This window comes from Actinomadura coerulea, from assembly GCF_014208105.1.
GTDB classification, from domain to species: domain Bacteria; phylum Actinomycetota; class Actinomycetes; order Streptosporangiales; family Streptosporangiaceae; genus Spirillospora; species Spirillospora coerulea.
The window spans coordinates 7576534-7595066 of sequence record NZ_JACHMQ010000001.1; the positions used below are offsets into that span (position 1 = coordinate 7576534).

General features: G+C 73.3%; 17 protein-coding genes. 9 read left to right on the forward strand and 8 right to left on the reverse strand.

Annotated elements, in window-relative coordinates; translation table 11 throughout:
• Positions 1 to 27: 27 nt before the first annotated feature.
• Complete coding sequence (locus BKA00_RS35180; RefSeq protein WP_185032434.1) at positions 28 to 840, reverse strand: ABC transporter permease; 813 nt, start codon at positions 838 to 840, stop codon at positions 28 to 30.
• The gene (locus BKA00_RS35185; RefSeq protein WP_185032436.1) at positions 837 to 1790 is read right to left on the reverse strand and encodes an ABC transporter ATP-binding protein; all 954 of its coding nucleotides are present in this window, start codon (positions 1788 to 1790) and stop codon (positions 837 to 839) included. Before BKA00_RS35185 ends, BKA00_RS35180 begins: the two co-directional genes overlap by 4 nt.
• An 83-nt stretch (positions 1791 to 1873) precedes the next feature.
• Between BKA00_RS35185 and BKA00_RS35190 the strand changes: the two genes are divergently transcribed.
• Positions 1874 to 2485 (forward strand): DUF1707 domain-containing protein, encoded by a 612-nt coding sequence (locus BKA00_RS35190; protein ID WP_185032438.1) that lies wholly within the window; start codon positions 1874 to 1876, stop codon positions 2483 to 2485.
• A gap of 5 nt (positions 2486 to 2490) precedes the next feature.
• Here BKA00_RS35190 and glpX read toward each other — a convergent pair whose 3' ends face one another.
• Complete coding sequence (glpX, locus tag BKA00_RS35195; RefSeq protein WP_185032440.1) at positions 2491 to 3525, reverse strand: class II fructose-bisphosphatase; 1035 nt, start codon at positions 3523 to 3525, stop codon at positions 2491 to 2493.
• A 206-nt stretch (positions 3526 to 3731) separates the two neighbouring features.
• On the opposite strand from glpX, the gene BKA00_RS35200 reads away from it, so the two are divergent.
• Together BKA00_RS35200 and BKA00_RS35205 are read left to right on the forward strand one after the other, a co-directional pair.
• Positions 3732 to 4397, forward strand: a complete 666-nt coding sequence (locus tag BKA00_RS35200) for a TetR/AcrR family transcriptional regulator (RefSeq protein ID WP_185032442.1) — start codon at positions 3732 to 3734, stop codon at positions 4395 to 4397.
• A gap of 20 nt (positions 4398 to 4417) precedes the next feature.
• Positions 4418 to 5152: a DUF4245 domain-containing protein gene (locus BKA00_RS35205; protein WP_185032444.1), complete on the forward strand. Its 735-nt coding sequence runs from the start codon at positions 4418 to 4420 to the stop codon at positions 5150 to 5152.
• A gap of 16 nt (positions 5153 to 5168) precedes the next feature.
• On the opposite strand, the gene BKA00_RS35210 is transcribed toward BKA00_RS35205, so the two are convergent.
• Positions 5169 to 5405, reverse strand: coding sequence for an exodeoxyribonuclease VII small subunit (locus BKA00_RS35210; RefSeq protein WP_185032446.1), 237 nt, complete (start codon positions 5403 to 5405; stop codon positions 5169 to 5171).
• Between the two features lie 50 nt (positions 5406 to 5455).
• Positions 5456 to 6664 (reverse strand): exodeoxyribonuclease VII large subunit, encoded by a 1209-nt coding sequence (gene xseA, locus BKA00_RS35215; RefSeq protein WP_185032448.1) that lies wholly within the window; start codon positions 6662 to 6664, stop codon positions 5456 to 5458.
• A gap of 145 nt (positions 6665 to 6809) precedes the next feature.
• Here xseA and BKA00_RS35220 point away from each other — a divergent pair, with 145 nt between their 5' ends.
• Positions 6810 to 7235, forward strand: coding sequence for a MarR family winged helix-turn-helix transcriptional regulator (locus tag BKA00_RS35220; RefSeq protein WP_338072186.1), 426 nt, complete (start codon positions 6810 to 6812; stop codon positions 7233 to 7235).
• Between the two features lie 20 nt (positions 7236 to 7255).
• A complete protein-coding gene (locus BKA00_RS39560; RefSeq protein ID WP_185032450.1) occupies positions 7256 to 8650 on the forward strand; it encodes an MFS transporter in 1395 nt (464 codons plus the stop codon).
• Between the two features lie 76 nt (positions 8651 to 8726).
• Here the strand turns inward: BKA00_RS39560 and BKA00_RS35230 are convergent, their stop codons facing one another.
• Positions 8727 to 9677, reverse strand: a complete 951-nt coding sequence (locus BKA00_RS35230) for a DUF8129 domain-containing protein (protein WP_185032452.1) — start codon at positions 9675 to 9677, stop codon at positions 8727 to 8729.
• 139 nt (positions 9678 to 9816) lie between these two features.
• Between BKA00_RS35230 and BKA00_RS35235 the strand changes: the two genes are divergently transcribed.
• A complete protein-coding gene (locus BKA00_RS35235) occupies positions 9817 to 10779 on the forward strand; it encodes a 4-hydroxy-3-methylbut-2-enyl diphosphate reductase (protein ID WP_185032454.1) in 963 nt (320 codons plus the stop codon).
• On the opposite strand, the gene BKA00_RS35240 is transcribed toward BKA00_RS35235, so the two are convergent.
• Together BKA00_RS35240 and BKA00_RS35245 are read right to left on the reverse strand one after the other, a co-directional pair.
• A complete protein-coding gene (locus BKA00_RS35240; protein ID WP_185032455.1) occupies positions 10776 to 11390 on the reverse strand; it encodes a DUF6542 domain-containing protein in 615 nt (204 codons plus the stop codon). The genes BKA00_RS35235 and BKA00_RS35240 overlap by 4 nt on opposite strands.
• Positions 11387 to 12772 carry a DNA recombination protein RmuC gene (locus BKA00_RS35245; RefSeq protein WP_185032457.1) on the reverse strand — a complete coding sequence of 462 codons (1386 nt, stop codon included), beginning with the start codon at positions 12770 to 12772 and terminating at the stop codon, positions 11387 to 11389. Before BKA00_RS35245 ends, BKA00_RS35240 begins: the two co-directional genes overlap by 4 nt.
• Before the next feature lie 153 nt (positions 12773 to 12925).
• On the opposite strand from BKA00_RS35245, the gene ychF reads away from it, so the two are divergent.
• The 3 genes from ychF (at position 12926) to BKA00_RS35260 (ending at position 18453) form a co-directional block, all read left to right on the forward strand.
• A complete protein-coding gene (gene ychF, locus BKA00_RS35250) occupies positions 12926 to 14017 on the forward strand; it encodes a redox-regulated ATPase YchF (RefSeq protein ID WP_185032459.1) in 1092 nt (363 codons plus the stop codon).
• 442 nt (positions 14018 to 14459) lie between these two features.
• Complete coding sequence (locus BKA00_RS35255; protein ID WP_221493425.1) at positions 14460 to 15476, forward strand: conjugal transfer protein; 1017 nt, start codon at positions 14460 to 14462, stop codon at positions 15474 to 15476.
• Positions 15477 to 15636: 160 nt separating this feature from the next.
• A complete protein-coding gene (locus BKA00_RS35260) occupies positions 15637 to 18453 on the forward strand; it encodes a TcpE family conjugal transfer membrane protein (protein ID WP_185032461.1) in 2817 nt (938 codons plus the stop codon).
• Positions 18454 to 18533 lie beyond the last annotated feature (80 nt).

The window sequence follows — 18533 nt, forward strand, 5'->3', positions numbered from 1 at the left end:
ACGCCCCAGGTCAATGGGCGGGGAGCGTCAGCCGATGAGGCGCCTGCGCATGCCCCGGACGGCGATGATCCACATCAGCGCGGCGAACAGCACCAGCGCGCCGAGGTGGCCGAGGTCGGCGAGCGGGTGCAGGCCGAACACCGCGTCCCTGACCAGCTGCACGCAGTGGTACAGCGGGTTGAGGTGGGACACCTTCTGCGCCCAGCCGGGCAGCGCGTCGATGGGGAAGAACGTCCCGGCGATCAGGAACAGCGGCGTCACCACGCCGGTGATCACGTAGTCGAACGAGTTGATCGACGGCACCACCGACGACGTCCACATGCCGAACAGGCCGAAGCCGAGCGCGGTGAAGAACGTCACGAACGGCACCAGCAGCATCCCGGGGGACGGGTCGAGGCCGAAGAACAGCGCCACGACGAGCGGGGTGCACGAGTACACCGCCGACTTGGCCGCGATCCACAGCGCCTCGCCCGTCACCAGCTCGTGCACGTCCACGGGGGCGGCGAGCATCGCGTCGTAGGTGTGCTGGAACACGCGCCTGATGTAGCCGTTGAACATCCCCGGGAACACCGAGGTGAACAGCGCCGCGGTCCCGACGACGCCGGTCGCGACGAAGTCCAGGTACCGGTAGTCGCCGATCACCGCGACCATCGAGCCGAACCCGTAGCCGAAGGCGAGCAGGAAGAACGTCGGCTCCACCATCGACGCGAACGACTGCGACTTCCAGTACCGCTTGTAGAGGGCCAGCTCGTGGCGCCAGATGCCGCGGACCGGGGCCGTCTCGAACCGGCGCAGGCGCGGCGCCCGCTCCGCCCGCGCCGCTTCCGCCTGGGCGGTCATTCCACACGCTCCCCGGTCAGCACCACGAACACGTCCTCGAGGTTGGCGGCCCGGCGGACGCCGTCCGGGCCGAGCTCGTCCTCCACGGAGGGCGCGATGGTCTCGGCCTTCAGCACCGACACCGAGGGCCCGGTGCGGCGCGTCGGCAGCCCGGCCGCCCGCGCCACCCGCTCCACCTCCGCCAGCCGGTCCGGCGGCCCGTAGTGCTCGACGACCCGCTCGCCCGCGTACTCGGCGACCAGCGCCGACGGCGTGCCCCGCGCGATGACCCTGCCGTGCGACATCAGCGCGCACTCGTCGGCGAGGCGCTCGGCCTCCTCGATGTAGTGCGTCGACATCAGCACGGTCGTGCCGCCGGCGCGCAGCCCGTCGATCAGGCCCCACAGCTCGGCCCGCACCTGCGGGTCGAGGCCCACGGTCGGCTCGTCCAGCAGGACGAGCGCGGGCCGGTGCACCAGGCCGCGGGCGATCAGCAGCCGCCGCCGCATGCCGCCGGACAGGTCGTCCACCTTGGTCAGCTGCCGCCCGGTGAGGTGCGCGATCGCCAGCGCGTCGTCCACCGCCTCGCGCCGCGCCTTGCGAGGCACCCGGTACAGGTGCGCGAACACCTCCAGGTTCTCGCGCGCGGTCAGCTCCTCGTCGAGGTTGTCCTGCTGGGGGACGACGCCCATCGCCGCCCGCGCGCGCTTGGACTCCCGGGGCACGTCGAAGCCGAGCACCCGGATCGTTCCCTCGTCGGCGATCACCTGCGCGGTCAGCATCTTCATCGTGGTCGACTTGCCGGCGCCATTCGGGCCCAGCAGCCCCAGGCAGACGCCGGAGGGGACGTCCAGGTCGAGCCCGTCCACGGCGGTGAAGCCGCCGAACCGCTTCACGACGCCGCGGAGGCTGATCGCCGCCGTGCCGGTGCCCTCGCGGGCGGGCGCGATCTGGGCACGCTGCAAGGTCATACCTCTCACACTAGGTAAGCGAGGGACGAATCCCCACCCGTTTTCCCGCGGGGCCGTCCCCACCGGGGGATACCCTCTTCCCTGTGGACGTCCCCCATCGCCCGGCGGCCGAGAAGGTCACCAACGTGCGCGACCTGCGCGCGTCCGACGCCGACCGTGAACGCGTCGCCGCCGTCCTGGGCGAGGCCCTCGCGGACGGGCGGCTCACCATCGAGGAGCACTCCGAGCGCACCTCCCGCGTCTACGCCGCCCGTACCCTGGGCGAGCTGACCGGGCTCACCGGCGACCTCAGCCCCGAGGAGGCGCAGCCCATCCTCGTGGACGACCGCCCCGTCTCGGTGTTCTTCGGCCGCACCCGGCGGGACGGGCGCTGGGTCGTCCCGGTGAAGCTCCCGCTCCTCGCCCTGTTCGGGACGGTCGAGCTCGACCTGCGCGAGGCCGTCCTGCAGCGCCGCCACATCGTGCTCGACTCGCTGGTGCTCGGCGGCCGCATCCGGCTGCTGGTCCCCGAGGGCGTCCGCGTGGACGTCACGGGGCGCACCATCCTCAGCACCCGCGACCTGCGGGCCCGCCCCGCGGCCGAGGGCCCCACCATCGAGGTGGGAGGCACGCTGATCTTCGGTTCGGTGCGGGCGCGGGCCCCGAAGCCCTCGCTGCGCAGCCGCGTCCGCAACCGCCTCGGCCGCGGCCGGTAGCGCCGCTACACCGCCGTGTCGAAGTTGATCGCGCTGTAGGCGCGCAGCTTGCTCAGCTGGTGCTCGCTGGAGATCGTCCGGATGGTGCCGCTGCGCGACCGCATGACGAGCGAGTGCGTGACCGCCGTCCCCTTGCTGTAGCGGACGCCGTCGACCAGCTCGCCGTCGGTGATGCCGGTCGCCGCGAAGAACACGTCGTCGGAGGTCACCAGGTCGTCGGTGGTGAGCACCCGGCCCGGCTCGTGGCCCGCGTCGGCCGCCCTCTGCCGCTCCTCGTCGTCCTGCGGCCACAACCGGCCCTGGATCACCCCGCCGAGCGCCTTGATCGCGCACGCGGCGATGATGCCCTCCGGGGTGCCGCCGATGCCGAGCAGCAGGTCCACGCCGGTCCCCGGCCGGGACGCCATGATCGCGCCGGCCACGTCGCCGTCCAGGATGAACTTGATCCGCGCCCCGGCCTCCCGGACCTCCTTGACGATGCCCTCGTGCCGCGGCCGGTCCAGGATGCAGACCGTCACGTCGTGCGTCGAGGAGCCCTTGGCGCGGGCGATCGCGCGGATGTTGTCGGCGATCGGGCGCTCGATGTCGACGACGTCCGCCGCCTCCGGGCCGGTCACCAGCTTCTCCATGTAGAACACCGCCGACGGGTCGAACATCGACCCGCGCGGCGCCACCGACAGCACCGCGATCGCGTTGTTCATGCCGAGCGCGGTCAGCCGGGTGCCGTCCACCGGGTCCACGGCGACGTCGCACTCGGCGCCGGAGCCGTCCCCGACCTCCTCGCCGTTGTACAGCATCGGCGCGTTGTCCTTCTCGCCCTCGCCGATCACGACGACGCCCCGCATGGACACCGTGTTGATCAGCTGGCGCATCGCGTTCACGGCGGCCCCGTCGGCGCCGTTCTTGTCCCCCCGGCCGACCCAGCGCGCCGCGGCCATGGCGGCGGCCTCGGTCACCCGGACCAGCTCCATCGCGAGGTTGCGGTCCGGAGCCGACGGCTCGGTGGTGAGGGGGGAGGAAACGGTGGTCTCTTCGGACATGGCGGGGCAGCCCCTTCGGTCGGTGGTGCCTCGGATTCTCCGTGGACCGGATGTCAGGCCACAAATTGGACCAGACCAGCCGGGCCGCGGCCTTCCGGGCACGGGGTCGAACAGGTGTCCTGACGCGGGTGGAACGGGCACGGGAAACCACCGCGGCTCGGACAAGGGATCGTTTCCCCCTGGGAGAGGGCGTAATCTCAGGCGTCATGAGCAGCGACATCGACGTCCCGTCCGGCGGGGTGAGTCACAACGGGGGCGCGCGGCCCGCGGACGGCCCCGCGCGGACCTCCGACCGCGGGGCCGCCACCCGCGGCGCCCTGCTGGCCGCGGCCAGGGACGTCTTCTGCGAGTCCGGCTTCGCCCAGGCCGCGGTGACCGACATCGTCGCCAAGGCCGGCGCCAGCGTGGGCAGCCTCTACCACCACTTCAACGGCAAGGCCGACCTGTACCTGACGCTGTTCGAGGACTTCCAGGGACGCCAGCAGGAGCGCACCCGTGAGGCGATCAGCGCCGTCCGGGAGGCCGGCGAGAAGGACCCGATGCGGCAGTTCATCGCCGGCGCGGGCGCCTATCTCAACGGCTGCCTGGACGAGCGGGACGTCGCCCGGCTGTTCATCTCCGGCGACGGGCCCCCCGGGTTCGACCGGGTCATGCGCCAGCGCCTGAACAAGTGGGCCCGCCGCAACGCCGCCCTGTTCCACACCGCCGACGGCGGCGTCGACGAGGCCCTGGTCACGGTGCTGACGGGCGCGATGGCGGGCGCTGTGTCGGAGATCTCGCTGCTGGACGACGAGGACGCCGCCCGCAGGCTCGCCGACAGGACCATGGCCATCGTCGGCACGATCCGGAACCCCGGTACGGAGCAGCGCTGAGGGTGGGGGATCCTGGAGGGGTGACCGACAAGACCCCATCCTCCGTCCCGGACGCCCCGCAGGCGGGGCCCGCGCCGGACGCGCCCGCCGACCGGCCCGAGGCGTCCGCCGCGAGCGGCCGGCCCGAGGCGGACGCGACCGCGGGACGGCCCGTGGTCCAGGTGAGCCCCGGCGTCTACAAGCGGCTGACCACGGGACTCGGCGGCTTCACCATGGCGATGGGCGCCTGCCTGCTGCTCGTGCTGGCGATCTACGTCGTCACGCCGGGCAGCGACAAGGAGGTCCTGCCGACCGTCGACTACAGCTCGCAGCTGTGGGCGATGCGCAACGACGCGCCCTACACCGTCCACGCGCCCGAGGGGCTGCCCGCCACTTGGCGGCCCAACAGCTCGCGGGTGCACGGCCTCGACGCCGACGGCAAGGACCCCGTCGCCTGGCACCTGGGGTTCGTGACCCCCGCCGGCGAGTACGCGGCGCTGGAGCAGAGCAACGAGAAGGCCTCGCAGTACGTTCCGCGCATGGCCAACAGCAGCCAGCCCGTCGGGACGCAGCAGGTGAACGGCGCCACCTGGACCAAGTACCACCGCAAGGACAAGAAGGCCAACTCCCTCGCCCGGACCCTTCCGGACGGGGTCAGCCTCGTGGTCACCGGCACAGCGTCCTACGCGGAGCTGGCCGTCCTGGCCGGGTCGCTCAAGGAGCAGGCGAAGAACGGGGGACCGACCCCCACGGCGACGGCCACGCCGGCCTCCTGAGCCTCGGCACGGCCCTTCAGAACGGGGCGGCCGCGTCGCCGCCGTCCGGCCGGTCGAGCGCCGCGGCCAGCCGGGCGCGGGCGCCCTCCAGCCACTCCTCGCAGACGGCGGCGAGCCTCTCGCCCCGCTCCCACAGGCCGAGCGACTCCTCCAGCGTCAGGCCGCCCGCCTCCAGCCGCTTCACGACCTCGGCCAGCTCGTCCCGCGCCTGCTCGTACGACGGCTTCTCGGCCGTCCCGTTCTCCTCAGCCACCGGCCCACCCTCTCATCCCCGGGGGGACCGCCGTCCCCCAGGTCGGCACGTCATTCCCGGTCGGTCACGCTCACGCCGAGGCGCCCGTCGGCGAGCCGCACGTGCAGGCGCTCGCCGTCCTTGACCGACGACGCCTCCCGCACCACCGACGCGTCCTCCCGCTGGACGATCGCGTACCCGCGCTCCAGCGTCGCGGCGGGGGAGAGGGCGAGCAGCCGGGCGCGGGTGTGCCCGAGCTCGTCCCCGGCCCGGTCCAGCGCCGCGGACAGGCACCGCCGCGCCCGGTCGCGCATCGCCGCGACCTGCTCGGACTGCCGCTCGATCTCCCGTACCGGGTCGGCCAGCGCGGGCCGCGAGCGCACCGACCGCAGCCACGCCAGCTCCCGCTCCACCGCGCCGGACAGGCACCGCCGCCCGCGGTCGCGCAGCTGCCGGACGAGCTGGAGCTGCTCCCGCACGTCCGGCACGGCCTTCTTCGCGGCGTCGGTCGGGGTGGAGGCGCGGACGTCGGCGACCAGGTCGAGCAGCGGGCTGTCCTGCTCGTGCCCGATCGCGCTGACGACCGGCGTGCGGGCGGCGTGGACCGCGCGGACGAGGGCCTCGTCGGAGAACGGCAGCAGGTCCTCCATCGCGCCGCCGCCCCGCGCGATGATGATCACATCGATCTCGGGGTCGGCGTCCAGCGCGCGCAGCGCCTCCATCACCTCGCCGACCGCGTAGGAGCCCTGCACCGCGGTGTTCTCCACCCGGAACGCCACCGCGGGCCACCGCCGCCGCGCGTTCTCCAGGACGTCGTGCTCGGCGTCGGAGTCGCGCCCGCAGATCAGCCCGATCCGGCCGGGCAGGAAGGGCAGCGGGCGCTTGCGCTCGGGCCGGAACAGCCCCTCGGAGGCCAGCACCCGCTTGAGCCGCTCCAGCCGGGCCAGCAGCTCGCCGACGCCGACCGGCCGGATCTCCAGCACGCTGAGCGAGAACGTCCCGCGGTTGATCCAGAAGTCGGGCTTGGCGTGCACGACGACGCGGGCCCCGTCGGTGACCGCGGGCCCGGCGGCCTCGAACACGGCGCGCGGGCCGACGACCCGCACCGACATGTTCGCCACCGGATCGCGGAGCGTCATGTAGACCGTGCCGCCGCGGGCGTTGAGGTCGGTGATCTGCCCCTCCACCCAGATGCGGCCGAGCCTGCCGATCCACCCGCTCACCGCCTGCAGGACGGTGCGCACCGGAACCGGGGATTCGGCCGTGGTCTCCATCGCCATGCAGGCAGCCTACGGCGCGGGACCGACCCGCCGACCCGCACGCCGCCGGCCCCGGCAGAATCCGTGTGACCGAAGAGACATGGCGCCGGGCCACAAACCTTAGTTCAGCTTACTTAGACTGGCTAAGTAATTCCGAGGAGACACCGTGACCGCATCCGAACGCGAGCTCGCCGAGCAGCTCAACCGGCGCCTGCGCCACGTGGTGCTGATGCTGCGGCAGGTCAGCGCCGACCAGCCGATCACCAGCCAGCAGCTGTCCGTGCTCGGCTCCCTGGAGCACGGGCCGCGGCGGATGACCGAGCTGGCCGCCGAGCACGGCGTCCGGCTGCCGACCATGACGGCGCAGATCAACCGGCTCGAACGCGACGGGCTCGTCGCGCGCGGCCGGAGCGGCGCCGACGCCCGCGTCGTCACCGCCGGGCTCACCGGGCCGGGACGCGAGCGGCTGGCCGCCGGGCGCGAGCGCCGGATCGGCTTCCTCGCCGAGCGGTTCGCGGAGCTGACGGACGGGGAGCGCGCGGCGGTCGCCGCGGCGCTGCCCGCCCTCGACAAGCTCTTCGGCGCACCCTGAACCAGCACACGGAGGTACCCATGCACGCGAAGCCCGCGGCGACCCCGAAGGGCGGCGGCATCCTCAGGCAGCCGACGTCGGTGTGGGCGACCGCCTTCGCCGCGGTCGTCGCCTTCATGGGCATCGGCCTCGTCGATCCGATCCTGCCCGCGATCGCGAAGAACCTGGACGCCTCGCCGAGCCAGGTGTCCCTGCTGTTCACCAGCTACTTCCTGATCACCGCGGTGGCGATGCTCGTCACCGGGTGGGTGTCCAGCCGGATCGGCGGAAAGAGGACGCTGCTGATCGGCCTCGCGCTCGTCGTGGCGTTCGCCGCCCTCGCCGGGACGTCCGGGACCGTCGGGCAGCTCATCGGCTTCCGCGCCGGCTGGGGCCTCGGCAACGCCCTGTTCGTCGCGACGGCGCTCGCGGTGATCGTTGGCTCGGCCTCCGGCGGAGCCGGAGGCGATCCGGGGGGTGTGGGGGGTCGTCCCCCCTCGAAGGGCAAGGGCGGAGCCGGAGGCGATCCGGGGGGTGTGGGGGGTCGTCCCCCCTCGAAGGGCAAGGGCGGAGCCGGAGGCGATCCGGGGGGTGTGGGGGGTCGTCCCCCCTCGAAGGGCAAGCACGGAGCCGAGTCGGCGATCATCCTGTACGAGGCGGCGCTCGGCATCGGCATCTCGCTCGGCCCGCTCGCCGGGGCCCTGCTCGGCGACATGAACTGGCGGTTCCCCTTCTTCGGCACCGCCGCGCTCATGGCGGTCGGCTTCCTCCTGATCACCACGCTGCTCAGGCCCACGCCGAAGCCCGCCGAGAAGACCCGCCTGAGCGCGCCCATCCGGGCCCTGGCGCACGGCGGCCTGTCCACCACCGCGTTCACCGCGCTGTTCTACAACTACGCGTTCTTCACCGTCCTGGCCTTCACCCCGTTCGTCCTCGGGATGAGCGCGCACGGCATCGGCCTGGTGTTCTTCGGGTGGGGCGTGATGGTCGCGCTGGCGTCGGTGTTCGGCGCCCCCGTGCTGCAGCGGCGCGTCGGGACCGTGCGGGTCATGTACCTGGCGCTGGCGCTGCTGATCGTGTTCCAGCTCGGGCTCGCGTTCCTCGGGCACGGCGGGATCGTCGCCTGCACCGTCCTGTCCGGCATCCCGATCGGGCTGAACAACACCGCGTTCACCGAGGCCGCCATGGAGGTCTCCGACAGCCCGCGGCCCGTCGCGTCCGCCGGGTACAACTTCGTCCGGTGGATGGGCGGCGCCCTCGCCCCGTACATCGCGACGAAGCTCGCGGAGGAGGTCGACGCGAGCCTGCCCTACCTGGTCGGCGCGGCCTGCTGCGCCGTCGCGATCGGCATCCTCGTGGTGCGTCGCCGCCACCTGGCGCCGCTGGAGCGGGTCGACATCGACCCCGCCTTCCAGGACGCCCCCGCGGTGGCCTGACCCCCGGCACGGAAGAAGCCCCCGGGCGCTCCCGGGGGCTTCTTCCGTCCTGCCGTACCGCTCGGTCGACGGCCGCTCAGTCGAGGCCGTTGAGCTTGGCGATGCGGCGCTCGTACATGCGGATGACGTCCTCTCGACCGGCGTGCTTGCGCTCGTACTCGCGCAGGAGCTTCACCTGGTCGGCGGACAGGCCGCGGAGCCGCGCCCGCAACTGCGGCAGCGTGGCGCTGTCGTAGTCGGGCACCGGCAGATCCGCGGCGATGTGCGCGGCCTCCGCCTGCGCGGCGGGTTTGGCCTCCGGCTTCGGCTCGAAGGCGGCCTCGTCGGCCTTCTTCCCGGCCTTCGTCTCCGGGGCCTTCTCCGCCGGGGCCTTGCTCTCCGCAGCCGGTGCCGCCTTGGGCTCGGCCGCCTTGGGCTTGGCCTCGGCCGGCTTGGGCTTGGGCTTGGCGGGCGCGGGTTCGGCGGCCTTCGGGCTCGGGGCGGGCGCGGCCTGCGGCGCGGGCTCCGGCTTCGGCTCGGACGGCACCGGCTTCGGCGCGGGCTCGGCGACCGGAGCGGCCCCGTTCTCCGCCTTGGCGTGGTGCCTGCCCAGCGCGCCCGGCCTGGCGGGCTTCGGCGGCGGTCCCGGACGGGCGTGCTTCGGCTTGTGGTCCGGCCCGGCGCCGGGCTTGCCGACCGAGATCTCCCCGGTGGCCGACGACCGCGCGGCGGCCGTCCTGGTGCGGCGCGCGGGCTCGGGCTCGGGCGCGGGCTCGGCCTCGGGCTCCTCACCGCGGACGCGCTCGGCGACCAGCCCGACGACCTTCCCGGCCGTGTGCTGGACGTCGTCGCGCAGCCGCAGGGCCACCGGCTTCACACCGCCGCCTTCGGTGATCTCCTTGTAGTCCCTGGTCATCCGGTCGCTGAGCAGCAGTGCACGGCCGACGCCGAACATGGCCAGCCGGACGGCGTGCAGCGGGAGATCCCGGACCTGCTCGCCCACCGTTTCGCGGACCTGCTCAGTGAGGCGGCGCGGCGATTTCCTCATCGGACGTTCCTCTTCCTGCCTCGTCTCCGTCCCCCTCACTCTGCCCCATCGGTGCGACCCTGGTCACGCGGGGTGAATGGAATTCTGGCAAAGCGTGCCGTGGAGTCCGTCACAGCCGGGCTCCTCGTACGATGGACCCATGACCTCCACCCAGCGCCGTGTCCTGCTCGCCAAGCCGCGTGGTTACTGCGCGGGCGTCGACCGGGCCGTCCAAGCGGTCGAGATCGCCCTGGAGAAGTACGGGGCCCCGATCTACGTCCGCAAGCAGATCGTCCACAACGTGCACGTCGTGAAGACGCTGGAGGAGCGTGGCGCGATCTTCGTGGACGAGACCGAGGAGGTCCCCGAGGGCTCCATCGTGGTGTTCTCCGCCCACGGCGTGGCGCCCGTCGTCCACGAGGAGGCGAGGGGCCTGTCCCTGCGCACCATCGACGCGACGTGCCCGCTGGTGACCAAGGTCCACAAGGAGGCCGTCCGGTTCGCCGCCGACGACTACGACATCCTGCTGATCGGCCACGAGGGCCACGAGGAGGTCATCGGCACCACCGGCGAGGCCCCCGACCACATCCACCTCGTGGACGGCCCCGACGACGTCGCCAACGTGACCGTCCGCGACCCCGAGAAGGTGGCGTGGCTGTCGCAGACCACGCTGTCGGTCGACGAGACCGTCGCCACCGTCGAGAAGCTCCGCGAGCGGTTCCCCAACCTGATGGACCCCCCGTCCGACGACATCTGCTACGCCACCCAGAACCGGCAGGTCGCGGTGAAGGAGATGGCGGCGGAGGCGCAGCTCGTCATCGTCGTGGGGTCGACCAACTCCTCCAACTCCGTCCGCCTGGTCGAGGTCGCCAAGGAGCACGGCGCCGACGCCTCCTACCTCGTCGACTACGCCGAGCAGATCGACCCGGCCTGGCTGGAGGGCGTCGCCACGGTGGGCGTCACGAGCGGCGCGTCCGTCCCGGACGAGCTGGTCCAGGAGGTCCTCGCCTGGCTCGCCGAGCGCGGCTACGGCGAGGCCGAGGAGATCGAGTCCGTCGAGGAGAGGATGCGCTTCTCCCTGCCGAAGGAGCTCCGCAAGGACCTGCGCATCACGCCCGTCTAGTCCGCCGCCCCGGAGGGCGGCCGGTCGCTGCGGGCGTGGCGGCCCTCCTTGGGCGTGCCGGGGGACTCGTCCCACCGGACGGGGTTCTCGTTCTCGTCCTTCTCGAAGAGGCGGACCCCGACCAGCTTGTCGCGCAGTTCCCGGGCGTTCGTCAGGACGCCGCGCGCCAGGCAGATCACGACCACGAGCAGCGTGCCGAAGAACAGCCACGGCGCGGTGGCCGCGAGCGCGGTGAAGACGCCCACCGTGACGCCGCGCAGCAGCGAGCCGTCGCCGAGCGTGGTGACGAACACGACCGTGAGCGTGGCGGCGAGGAACACCAGCGGCGGGCTGACGACGAGCGTGAGCAGGTCGGCGGGACGGGTCGCGAACGCGGCGAGCGCGCAGCCGATCGCGAACCCGGCGCCGGCGAGCAGCGGCACGCCGAACCAGCGCGACAGCAGCCCGCACAGCACCCCGGCGGCGAACATGACCACGATGCCGCCGCGCCCGGTGAGCGTGATCGGGCCGGCCGACTCCGAGCGGGGCGGACCGCCGCGCCGGCGCCGCGCCGGGCCCTCCGGGGACGCCGAGGAACCGCCCGGCGCGTCGCGTACCGTCGATGAACTCATCGCCACCTCTTCCCCGTGGGAGGCGGACCTCCCACACGCCCCGGCCCGCTCCGCTCCCGGACGTCGCGCGGATCGCCCTGCTCGGGGACGCGCCCGCCGAGACCCGCCGCTCCCGCGGCGGGACCGGACCGGGAGCGGTCCCGATCAGGCAGATGGTCCTCGTCGTCGAGAAGTTCGTCGTATGCGGTCAGTTCGGCCGCGGACAGAGCGCGGGGGCTCTCCTCGACAGGATGGGGGCTTTCCAGGCCGTCGTCCACTACTCCGAGTTCGTTCAGCTTGCGTGCACTGACCAGAACGCGTGTCTCCAGGGACCCGACCGTCCGGTTGTAGGTCTTGACGGCGCCGGTCAGCGCGCGGCCGAGTTCGTCGACGTGCTGCCCCATCGTGCCCAGCCGCTCGTACAGCTCCTTGCCCAGTTCGAAGACCGCGCGGGCGTTGCGCGAGAGGGCGGCCTGCTGCCACGCGTAGGACGCCGTCCGCAGCATCGTGATGAGGGTGGTCGGCGTGGCGATGTGCACGCGCCGCCTCATCGCGTACTCCAGCAGGCCGGGGTCGCGGTCGAGGGCGGGCGCCAGGAACGCCTCGCCCGGGATGAACAGCACGACGAACTCCGGCGCCGGGCTGAACGCCTGCCAGTACGACTTGGCCGACAGGCGGTCGACATGGTCGCGCAGGTGCCGCGCGTGGGCGTCCAGCCGCACCGGGTCGCCGCTCTCCGCCGCCTGGAGGTAGGCCGCCAGCGAGACCTTGGAGTCGACCACGATGCTCTTGCCCCCGGCCAGCCGCACCACCATATCGGGACGGACCGTGCCGTCGGCCGTGACCGAGCTCGCCTGCTCGTCGAAGTCGCAATGGTGCGCCATGCCCGCCAGCTCCACGACGCGGCGGAGCTGGAGCTCGCCCCAGCGCCCCCTGGCCTCGGGGCGCTGCAGCGCCCGCACGAGCGACTGCGTCTCACGCCGGAGCTGGTCGGAGCTCTGCCGGACGAAGTCGACCTGCTTGGCCAGCATGGCGTGTGATTCGCGGCGGCCCGTCTCCACCTCGCGGAGCTGCTCCTCCACCTTGGCGAGCGTCTCCTTGAGCGGCGCGACCAGGTGCTCGACGGCCTGCTGCCGCCGCTGCAGGTCTCCCGCCGCCTCGGCCCCGGCCGCCTTCAGGCGGGCGTCGGCCAGCTCCAGGAAGCGCTGGTTGCTGGCGTCGAGGGCCTTGGCCGACAGGTTCTCGAAGTGCTCGGCCATCCGGCCCTCGGCGTAGGCGAGCTTCTCCTCGGCCGCGCGTGCCCGCGCGATCAGCGCCCCCTGCCTGCCCGTCGCGAGCGCGTACCCGGCGACGGCGCCGAAGACGGCGCCGACGAGGAGTCCGGCGAACAGCGCGAGGTCCATCCGCTCATCGTGACAGCGCGTCCGCGATCGGCGACCGCGACGCGCCGGGAGGCCCCGCGTCACCGGACATTTGGCCCAGTGTTCACCGGAGGGAGGCCGCACGGAGGTTCCGGGCAGCCCGAGGGGTCCGCGGGCGCCATAAGCTTGACGGCCGTGAGCCTCTCCATCGGAATCGTCGGGCTGCCCAACGTCGGCAAGTCGACGCTCTTCAACGCGCTGACCAAGAACGACGCGCTGGCCGCCAACTACCCGTTCGCGACCATCGACCCCAACGTCGGCGTGGTCGGCGTGCCCGACCCGCGGCTGACCGTGCTCGCCGAGGTGTTCGGCTCGCAGAAGGTCATCCCGGCGACGATGGAGTTCGTCGACATCGCGGGCATCGTCAAGGGCGCCTCGGAGGGGCAGGGGCTCGGCAACAAGTTCCTCGCCAACATCCGGGAGACCAACGCGATCTGCCAGGTCATCCGGGCGTTCGAGGACCCGGACGTCACGCACGTGGACGGCGACGTCGCCCCGTCCCGCGACATCGAGACGATCAACACCGAGCTGATCCTGGCCGACCTCCAGACGATCGAGAAGGCGCTGCCGCGCCTCGACAAGGAGGCCCGGACCAAGAAGGACAAGGAGAAGCTCGCCGTCGTCGACGCCGTCAACGCCGCGCAGAAGCTCCTGAACGACGGCGTGACGCTGTTCGCGGGCGCCGAGCAGGCCGGGATCGACCTGGAGCTCCTGCGCGAGCTGCACCTGCTCACCGCCAAGCCGTTCCTCTACGTCTTCAACCTCGACGAGGGCGAGCTGACCGACGAGGCCCTGCGCGAGCGCCTGCGCACCCTGGTCGCACCCGCCGAAGCGATCTTCCTGGACGCCAAGATCGAGGCGGAGCTGATCGAGCTGCCCGACGACGAGGCGCTCGAACTGCTGCAGAGCATGGGGCAGGAGGAGTCCGGCCTGTCGCAGCTCGTCCGCATCGGGTTCGCCACCCTCGGCCTCCAGACCTACCTGACGGCGGGGCCCAAGGAGTCGCGCGCCTGGACGATCCCCAAGGGCGCCACCGCGCCCGAGGCCGCCGGCGTCATCCACACCGACTTCCAGCGCGGCTTCATCAAGGCCGAGATCGTCTCCTTCGGCGACCTGACCGCGGCGGGCTCGATGGCCGCCGCCCGCACCGCCGGCAAGGTGCGCATGGAGGGCAAGGACTACGTCATGCAGGACGGCGACGTCGTGGAGTTCCGCTTCAACGTGTAGCGGGCGCCCGGCCGCCGTGACCTGTGTGATTTTGGCGACAGCGGAGGGCCGCGCGGCCGGCGCGCCCGATGGACCGGGTGTTTTAGTGCATGGTGTCGTATTTTCGCCATTATGTCGGCTGTTATTTCGGACCGGATCGCCGGGCGCCGTCGCCATCCCGTGACCAAGTGACTTCGAAGGCGTCACGCTTGTCCCTCGACGGGGCTTGCGCGCCGTTCGGAGCCCTGGATAGGGGAACATCACCGTTTGGCAATCTTCCCCGTTCCTGCTGAGGTGGATTGCATTATCCGCAACCGCGTGCCGGGGCTGTGTTTCGCTGGGATGCGCTGGAACAATTGACGCCCGTGGTTACCCTGGGCCCGAGGTGGGTTCGGAAAAGCCACCGGACATGACCAGGCAACAGGACCGCGCCGACCGGGGGCGAGGCGCGAGCGGAGGCAGGATGGCTCGCAGGTCGGCCGTGGGACGCGGCCGTGACACCGCCGTAGTCGAGGAGACCGCGGCGCCCGGCCGGGCGCTCGCGTCGTCCGCCGACCCGTGGGACCTGCCCGAGCGCGGCCGCGGACGACCGGGCGGCGGCTCGCGCGGCGGCGGCCGCTGGGGCGGATCCGGCGGGCGCTGGTGGGTCTGGGTCGGCCGCGCCGTGCTGTGGGCCCTGATCATCGTGATCCTCGTCAACGGCGTCCGCGCCCCGTTCGAGCGCTTCACCTCCGACGACACGCCGAGCGGCGGCGCCACCGCGTCCAAGACCCCGAAGAACGCGGGCTTCCCCACCAGCGCCGCGGGCGCGTTCGCCCTCCAGTTCGCCAACGTCTACCTCAACTTCGACCAGAAGACCGCGCCCGCCCGCGAAGCGCAGCTTCGGTCCTTCCTGCCCGACGGCGCCGACGCCCAGTACGGCTGGAACGGCGTCGGCAAGATGCAGGTGCAGTCCGTCCAGGTCGCGGGCGTCGACGCCCGCGACGCCAGCAACGCCACCGTGACGCTCCTGGCCCGCACCACCGACCGCTGGCTCCGCCTGACCGTCCCGGTGTACGCCGACCGGAGCGGCTCGCTGGTCGTCTCGGCCCGTCCCGCCCTGCTTCCCCCTCCGGCCAAGGCGCAGCTGCCCCAGGACGGAATCCAGGACCGCGACACCTCCCTCGAAACCGAGCTCCAGCCCTTCCTCGGCACCTTCTTCCAGGAGTACGCGAACGGCAACCAGGCGGCACTGTCCCGCTTCTCCAACGGGACGACCATCGCGGGCCTGGCCAAGACCGTGGTCTTCGTCCAGGTCAAGGAGGTCGTCGCGCCGAAGGGCCCCGAGGGCTCGCGCACCGTCACCGCGACCGTGGTGTGGCAGCCCGCCGGGGGCGGCGGCGGTGAGCTCGAACAGAGCTACCAGCTCGCGATGGTGAAGAAGGGGACGACCTGGCTCGTCCAGGACATCCGTGGTACCACGCAACCGGACGCATCATGAGAGGCCGCGAAGTGATCACCACGATCGGAGGGGTCCTCCACGTACCGGACATCATCGAGACCACGGCCTAGGCGACCGCCAAGGCCCTAGGCGTGGACGCCGGACCTCGGGCGGAGGTCGGCAGGCGGCACGGTGCTCGCGCAGTTAGGGGAGTAGGGGCGTGGATCTACCCACGTACACGAACATCTGGCGCATCGAGAAGCGGCTCTACAAGCTGTACGACCTGCGGCTCCCGATGCCGCTGCCGCTGGTCCAGATCGGCGTCTTCCTCGGTGTGTTCGTGCCGTGGATCGTGCTGCTCCGGGTCGTCGGGATCCCCTTCGCGTCCCCCTGGCACGTGCTCTACATCGTCCCGCCGGGCGTGCTCACCTGGCTGGCGACCCGCCCCGTCATCGAGGGCAAGCGGCTCACCGAACTGCTGCTCTCGCAGGGCCGCTACCTCGCCGAACCCCGCACCTGGTGCCGCCTCACCCCCATCCAGGAGCCCGGCGAGGTCGTCATCGTGGCCCGCGTCTGGCGGCGCGCGGGCAGCCCCGCTCCGGCCGCCGCGATGGAACGTGCCGCGATCAAGACCCGCCGCCGCGCCCGTGGGCGCGCCGCCGAGCCGGAACCCGCCGCGGCCCCCGCCGCGACCCCGGTCCTGGTCCCGCGCCCCTCGGCCGCCGCCGCACCCCCCTCACTGGTCGAGTACGCGGCCCAGCGCGAGCCCGCCCCCGCCGCCGCCCCGCTCCCCGCCGCCCCCGAGCCCGCCGTCCCCTCGCCCGCGGTCCCCCCGCCCGCCGCGCCCGAACCCCTCGTCCCGCCCAGGGCATGGCGCCGCAGCACCCGCGACATCTCGCACGAGGACGACGTCCTGGCCCTGCCCGCCGGCGCCGAGCAGCCCCCGGCGACGCCGCGGCTGGAGGTCCCCCCGCCGGCCGCGCCCCCCGGATCCGGCAAGCGCGCCCTGGCCTCCGGCGTCCGGCGCCCTGGCGAGCAGGCCGAGTTCTGGCAGGCCGTCCCGGCCGGCGACACCCGCCCCGACACCCCCCAGCAGCCCCGCCCCGACGTCCGAAGGGCCGCCGAGGAGATCGCGGGCGCCCCCGAGCCGTCCCGGCGCGAGGACGAGCAGGCCCCCGCGCCGCCGGGCGTCCGGTGGACGCGCCCCGCCGAACCGGGCGACGGCGTCACGCGGCAGCCGCCCGCCGAACCCGAGCAGGTCCATGCCGCCGACGGCGAGCGCGTGCGCGTGCGGCCGGCGTTCAACGGAGAGCCCGGCGACAGGAAGGTCGCCGGCACGCGCACCCCGCAGCAGGCGGCCCCCGCCCCCCAGACCCCCGCGGCCACCCGCCCCGACATCCCCATGGTCCCCGGCGCCTTCGGCGCCGAGAGCCTCCCCTCCGCCCAGCCCCCGCGACAGCACGCAGCGCTTCCCCCCGCACCGGCCCAGCCGGACACCGCGCCTCCTGAGCGACCCGCCGCGGAGCCGGCGCGGCCCCCCGCGCCTCCGAGGCATCCGGCCGAGGCCGAGCAGGACGCCCCCCGTCAGGAGCGGCCTTCCTCGCGGCCGGAGCGGCCCGCGATGCCTCCGGCGCGTCCCGCCGCGCAGCCGGAGCGGCCCCCGATGCCGCCCGAGCTGCGTCCCGGGTGGACGGTGCAGCGGCCCCCCGCGCAGCCGGAGCGGGAGGCGGCACGGCCCGAAACGCCCGCCGCGTCCGCGGAGCAGGCGCCCGCGCCGCCCGCGCCGCGCCCCGCGCCGCCCCAGCAGGTGCCGCCGGTGCGTCCCGCCGCGCCGTCCGCGCCGCCCGAGCCGCCCGAGCAGCCCGAGCAGCCCGGGGTCCTGCGGGAGCCGCCAAGGCCCTGGTCGAAGGGACTGTCCAAGCCGCAGCGTCCGGACGTTCCCGAGCCGGTGGCGCCGCCCGTCCATGACCTGCCGCCCGCCGAGCCCCCGCGCCAGGTGGAGCCTCCGCGTCCGGCGGAGCCGCGTCCGGTGGAGGGGGAGGCGCCGCCGCGGGAGGTGCGGTCGCAGCCCGCCTCGCCCGTCCGGCCGCGGCCGCTTCCGCCGCCCCCGTCGCCCCCGCCGTCCGGCCCGGCGATCACCCCGCCGGATCCCGAGCACGAGGTGACGTCCGGTGGGCTTCGGCGGCTCATCCACGCGGTCGGCGGCGGGCACGGCGAGGTCGACGCCGACTACCAGCAGCGGATCCAGCAGCCGTTCCACGGGACGCGGCACGTCGTCGTGCTCGGCTGCACCGGCGGCGCCGGGCAGACCGTCACGGCGTTGATGCTGGGGCACACGTTCGCGCAGCACAACGGCGAGCCGGTCGTGGCGATCGACGTCAACCCCGGGCCGGGCGCGCTCGCGCGGCGCACCCGCAGCGACACCAACGAGACGCTGACCGGCCTCATCACGCGCGCCGACCAGGTCTCCAGCCTCACCGCGATGCGCCGGTACACCTCGCAGGCCAAGTCGGGCCTCGACGTCATCGCGGCGGGCAAGAACCCGCTGCAGGCGCTCGACGACCGCGACTACGCGCTCGCGATCCGCACGATCGACAAGTTCTACTCGGTGACGCTGCTGGACGCGGCCGCCGCCGTGGTGGCGCGCGTCCTGCCGTACGCCGACCAGATCGTCCTCGTCGCGCCGGCGAGCGCCGACGCGCCCCGCGCCGTCGCGATGACGTTCGAGTGGCTCGACGGCCACGGCTACGAGGAGCTGCGGTCCCGCGCGGTGACGGTCATCAACGGGGTGAGCCGCCGCAGCATGGACGACGTCGAGCAGGCCGAGGCCGTGGCGCGGGGCCGGTGCCGGGCGCTGGTGCGCATCCCGTGGGATGATCACCTGAGCATGGACCGCGCGCCGCGCAACGAGCTGAAGTCGTTGCGCACGCCCACGCGGCGTGCCTATCTTGCCCTCGCCGGCGTCGTGGCCGGCGGCTTCACCGTCATGCCCGAGCGTTACCAGGAGCTTCAGCAGGAGCAGGAGGCCACCCGATGAGCGCCCCCCGCGGGCATCGAGCGGAGACCGAAGTGGACCGGGCATTGCTGGCGGACGCGCCTGACGTTCATGACCGTCCG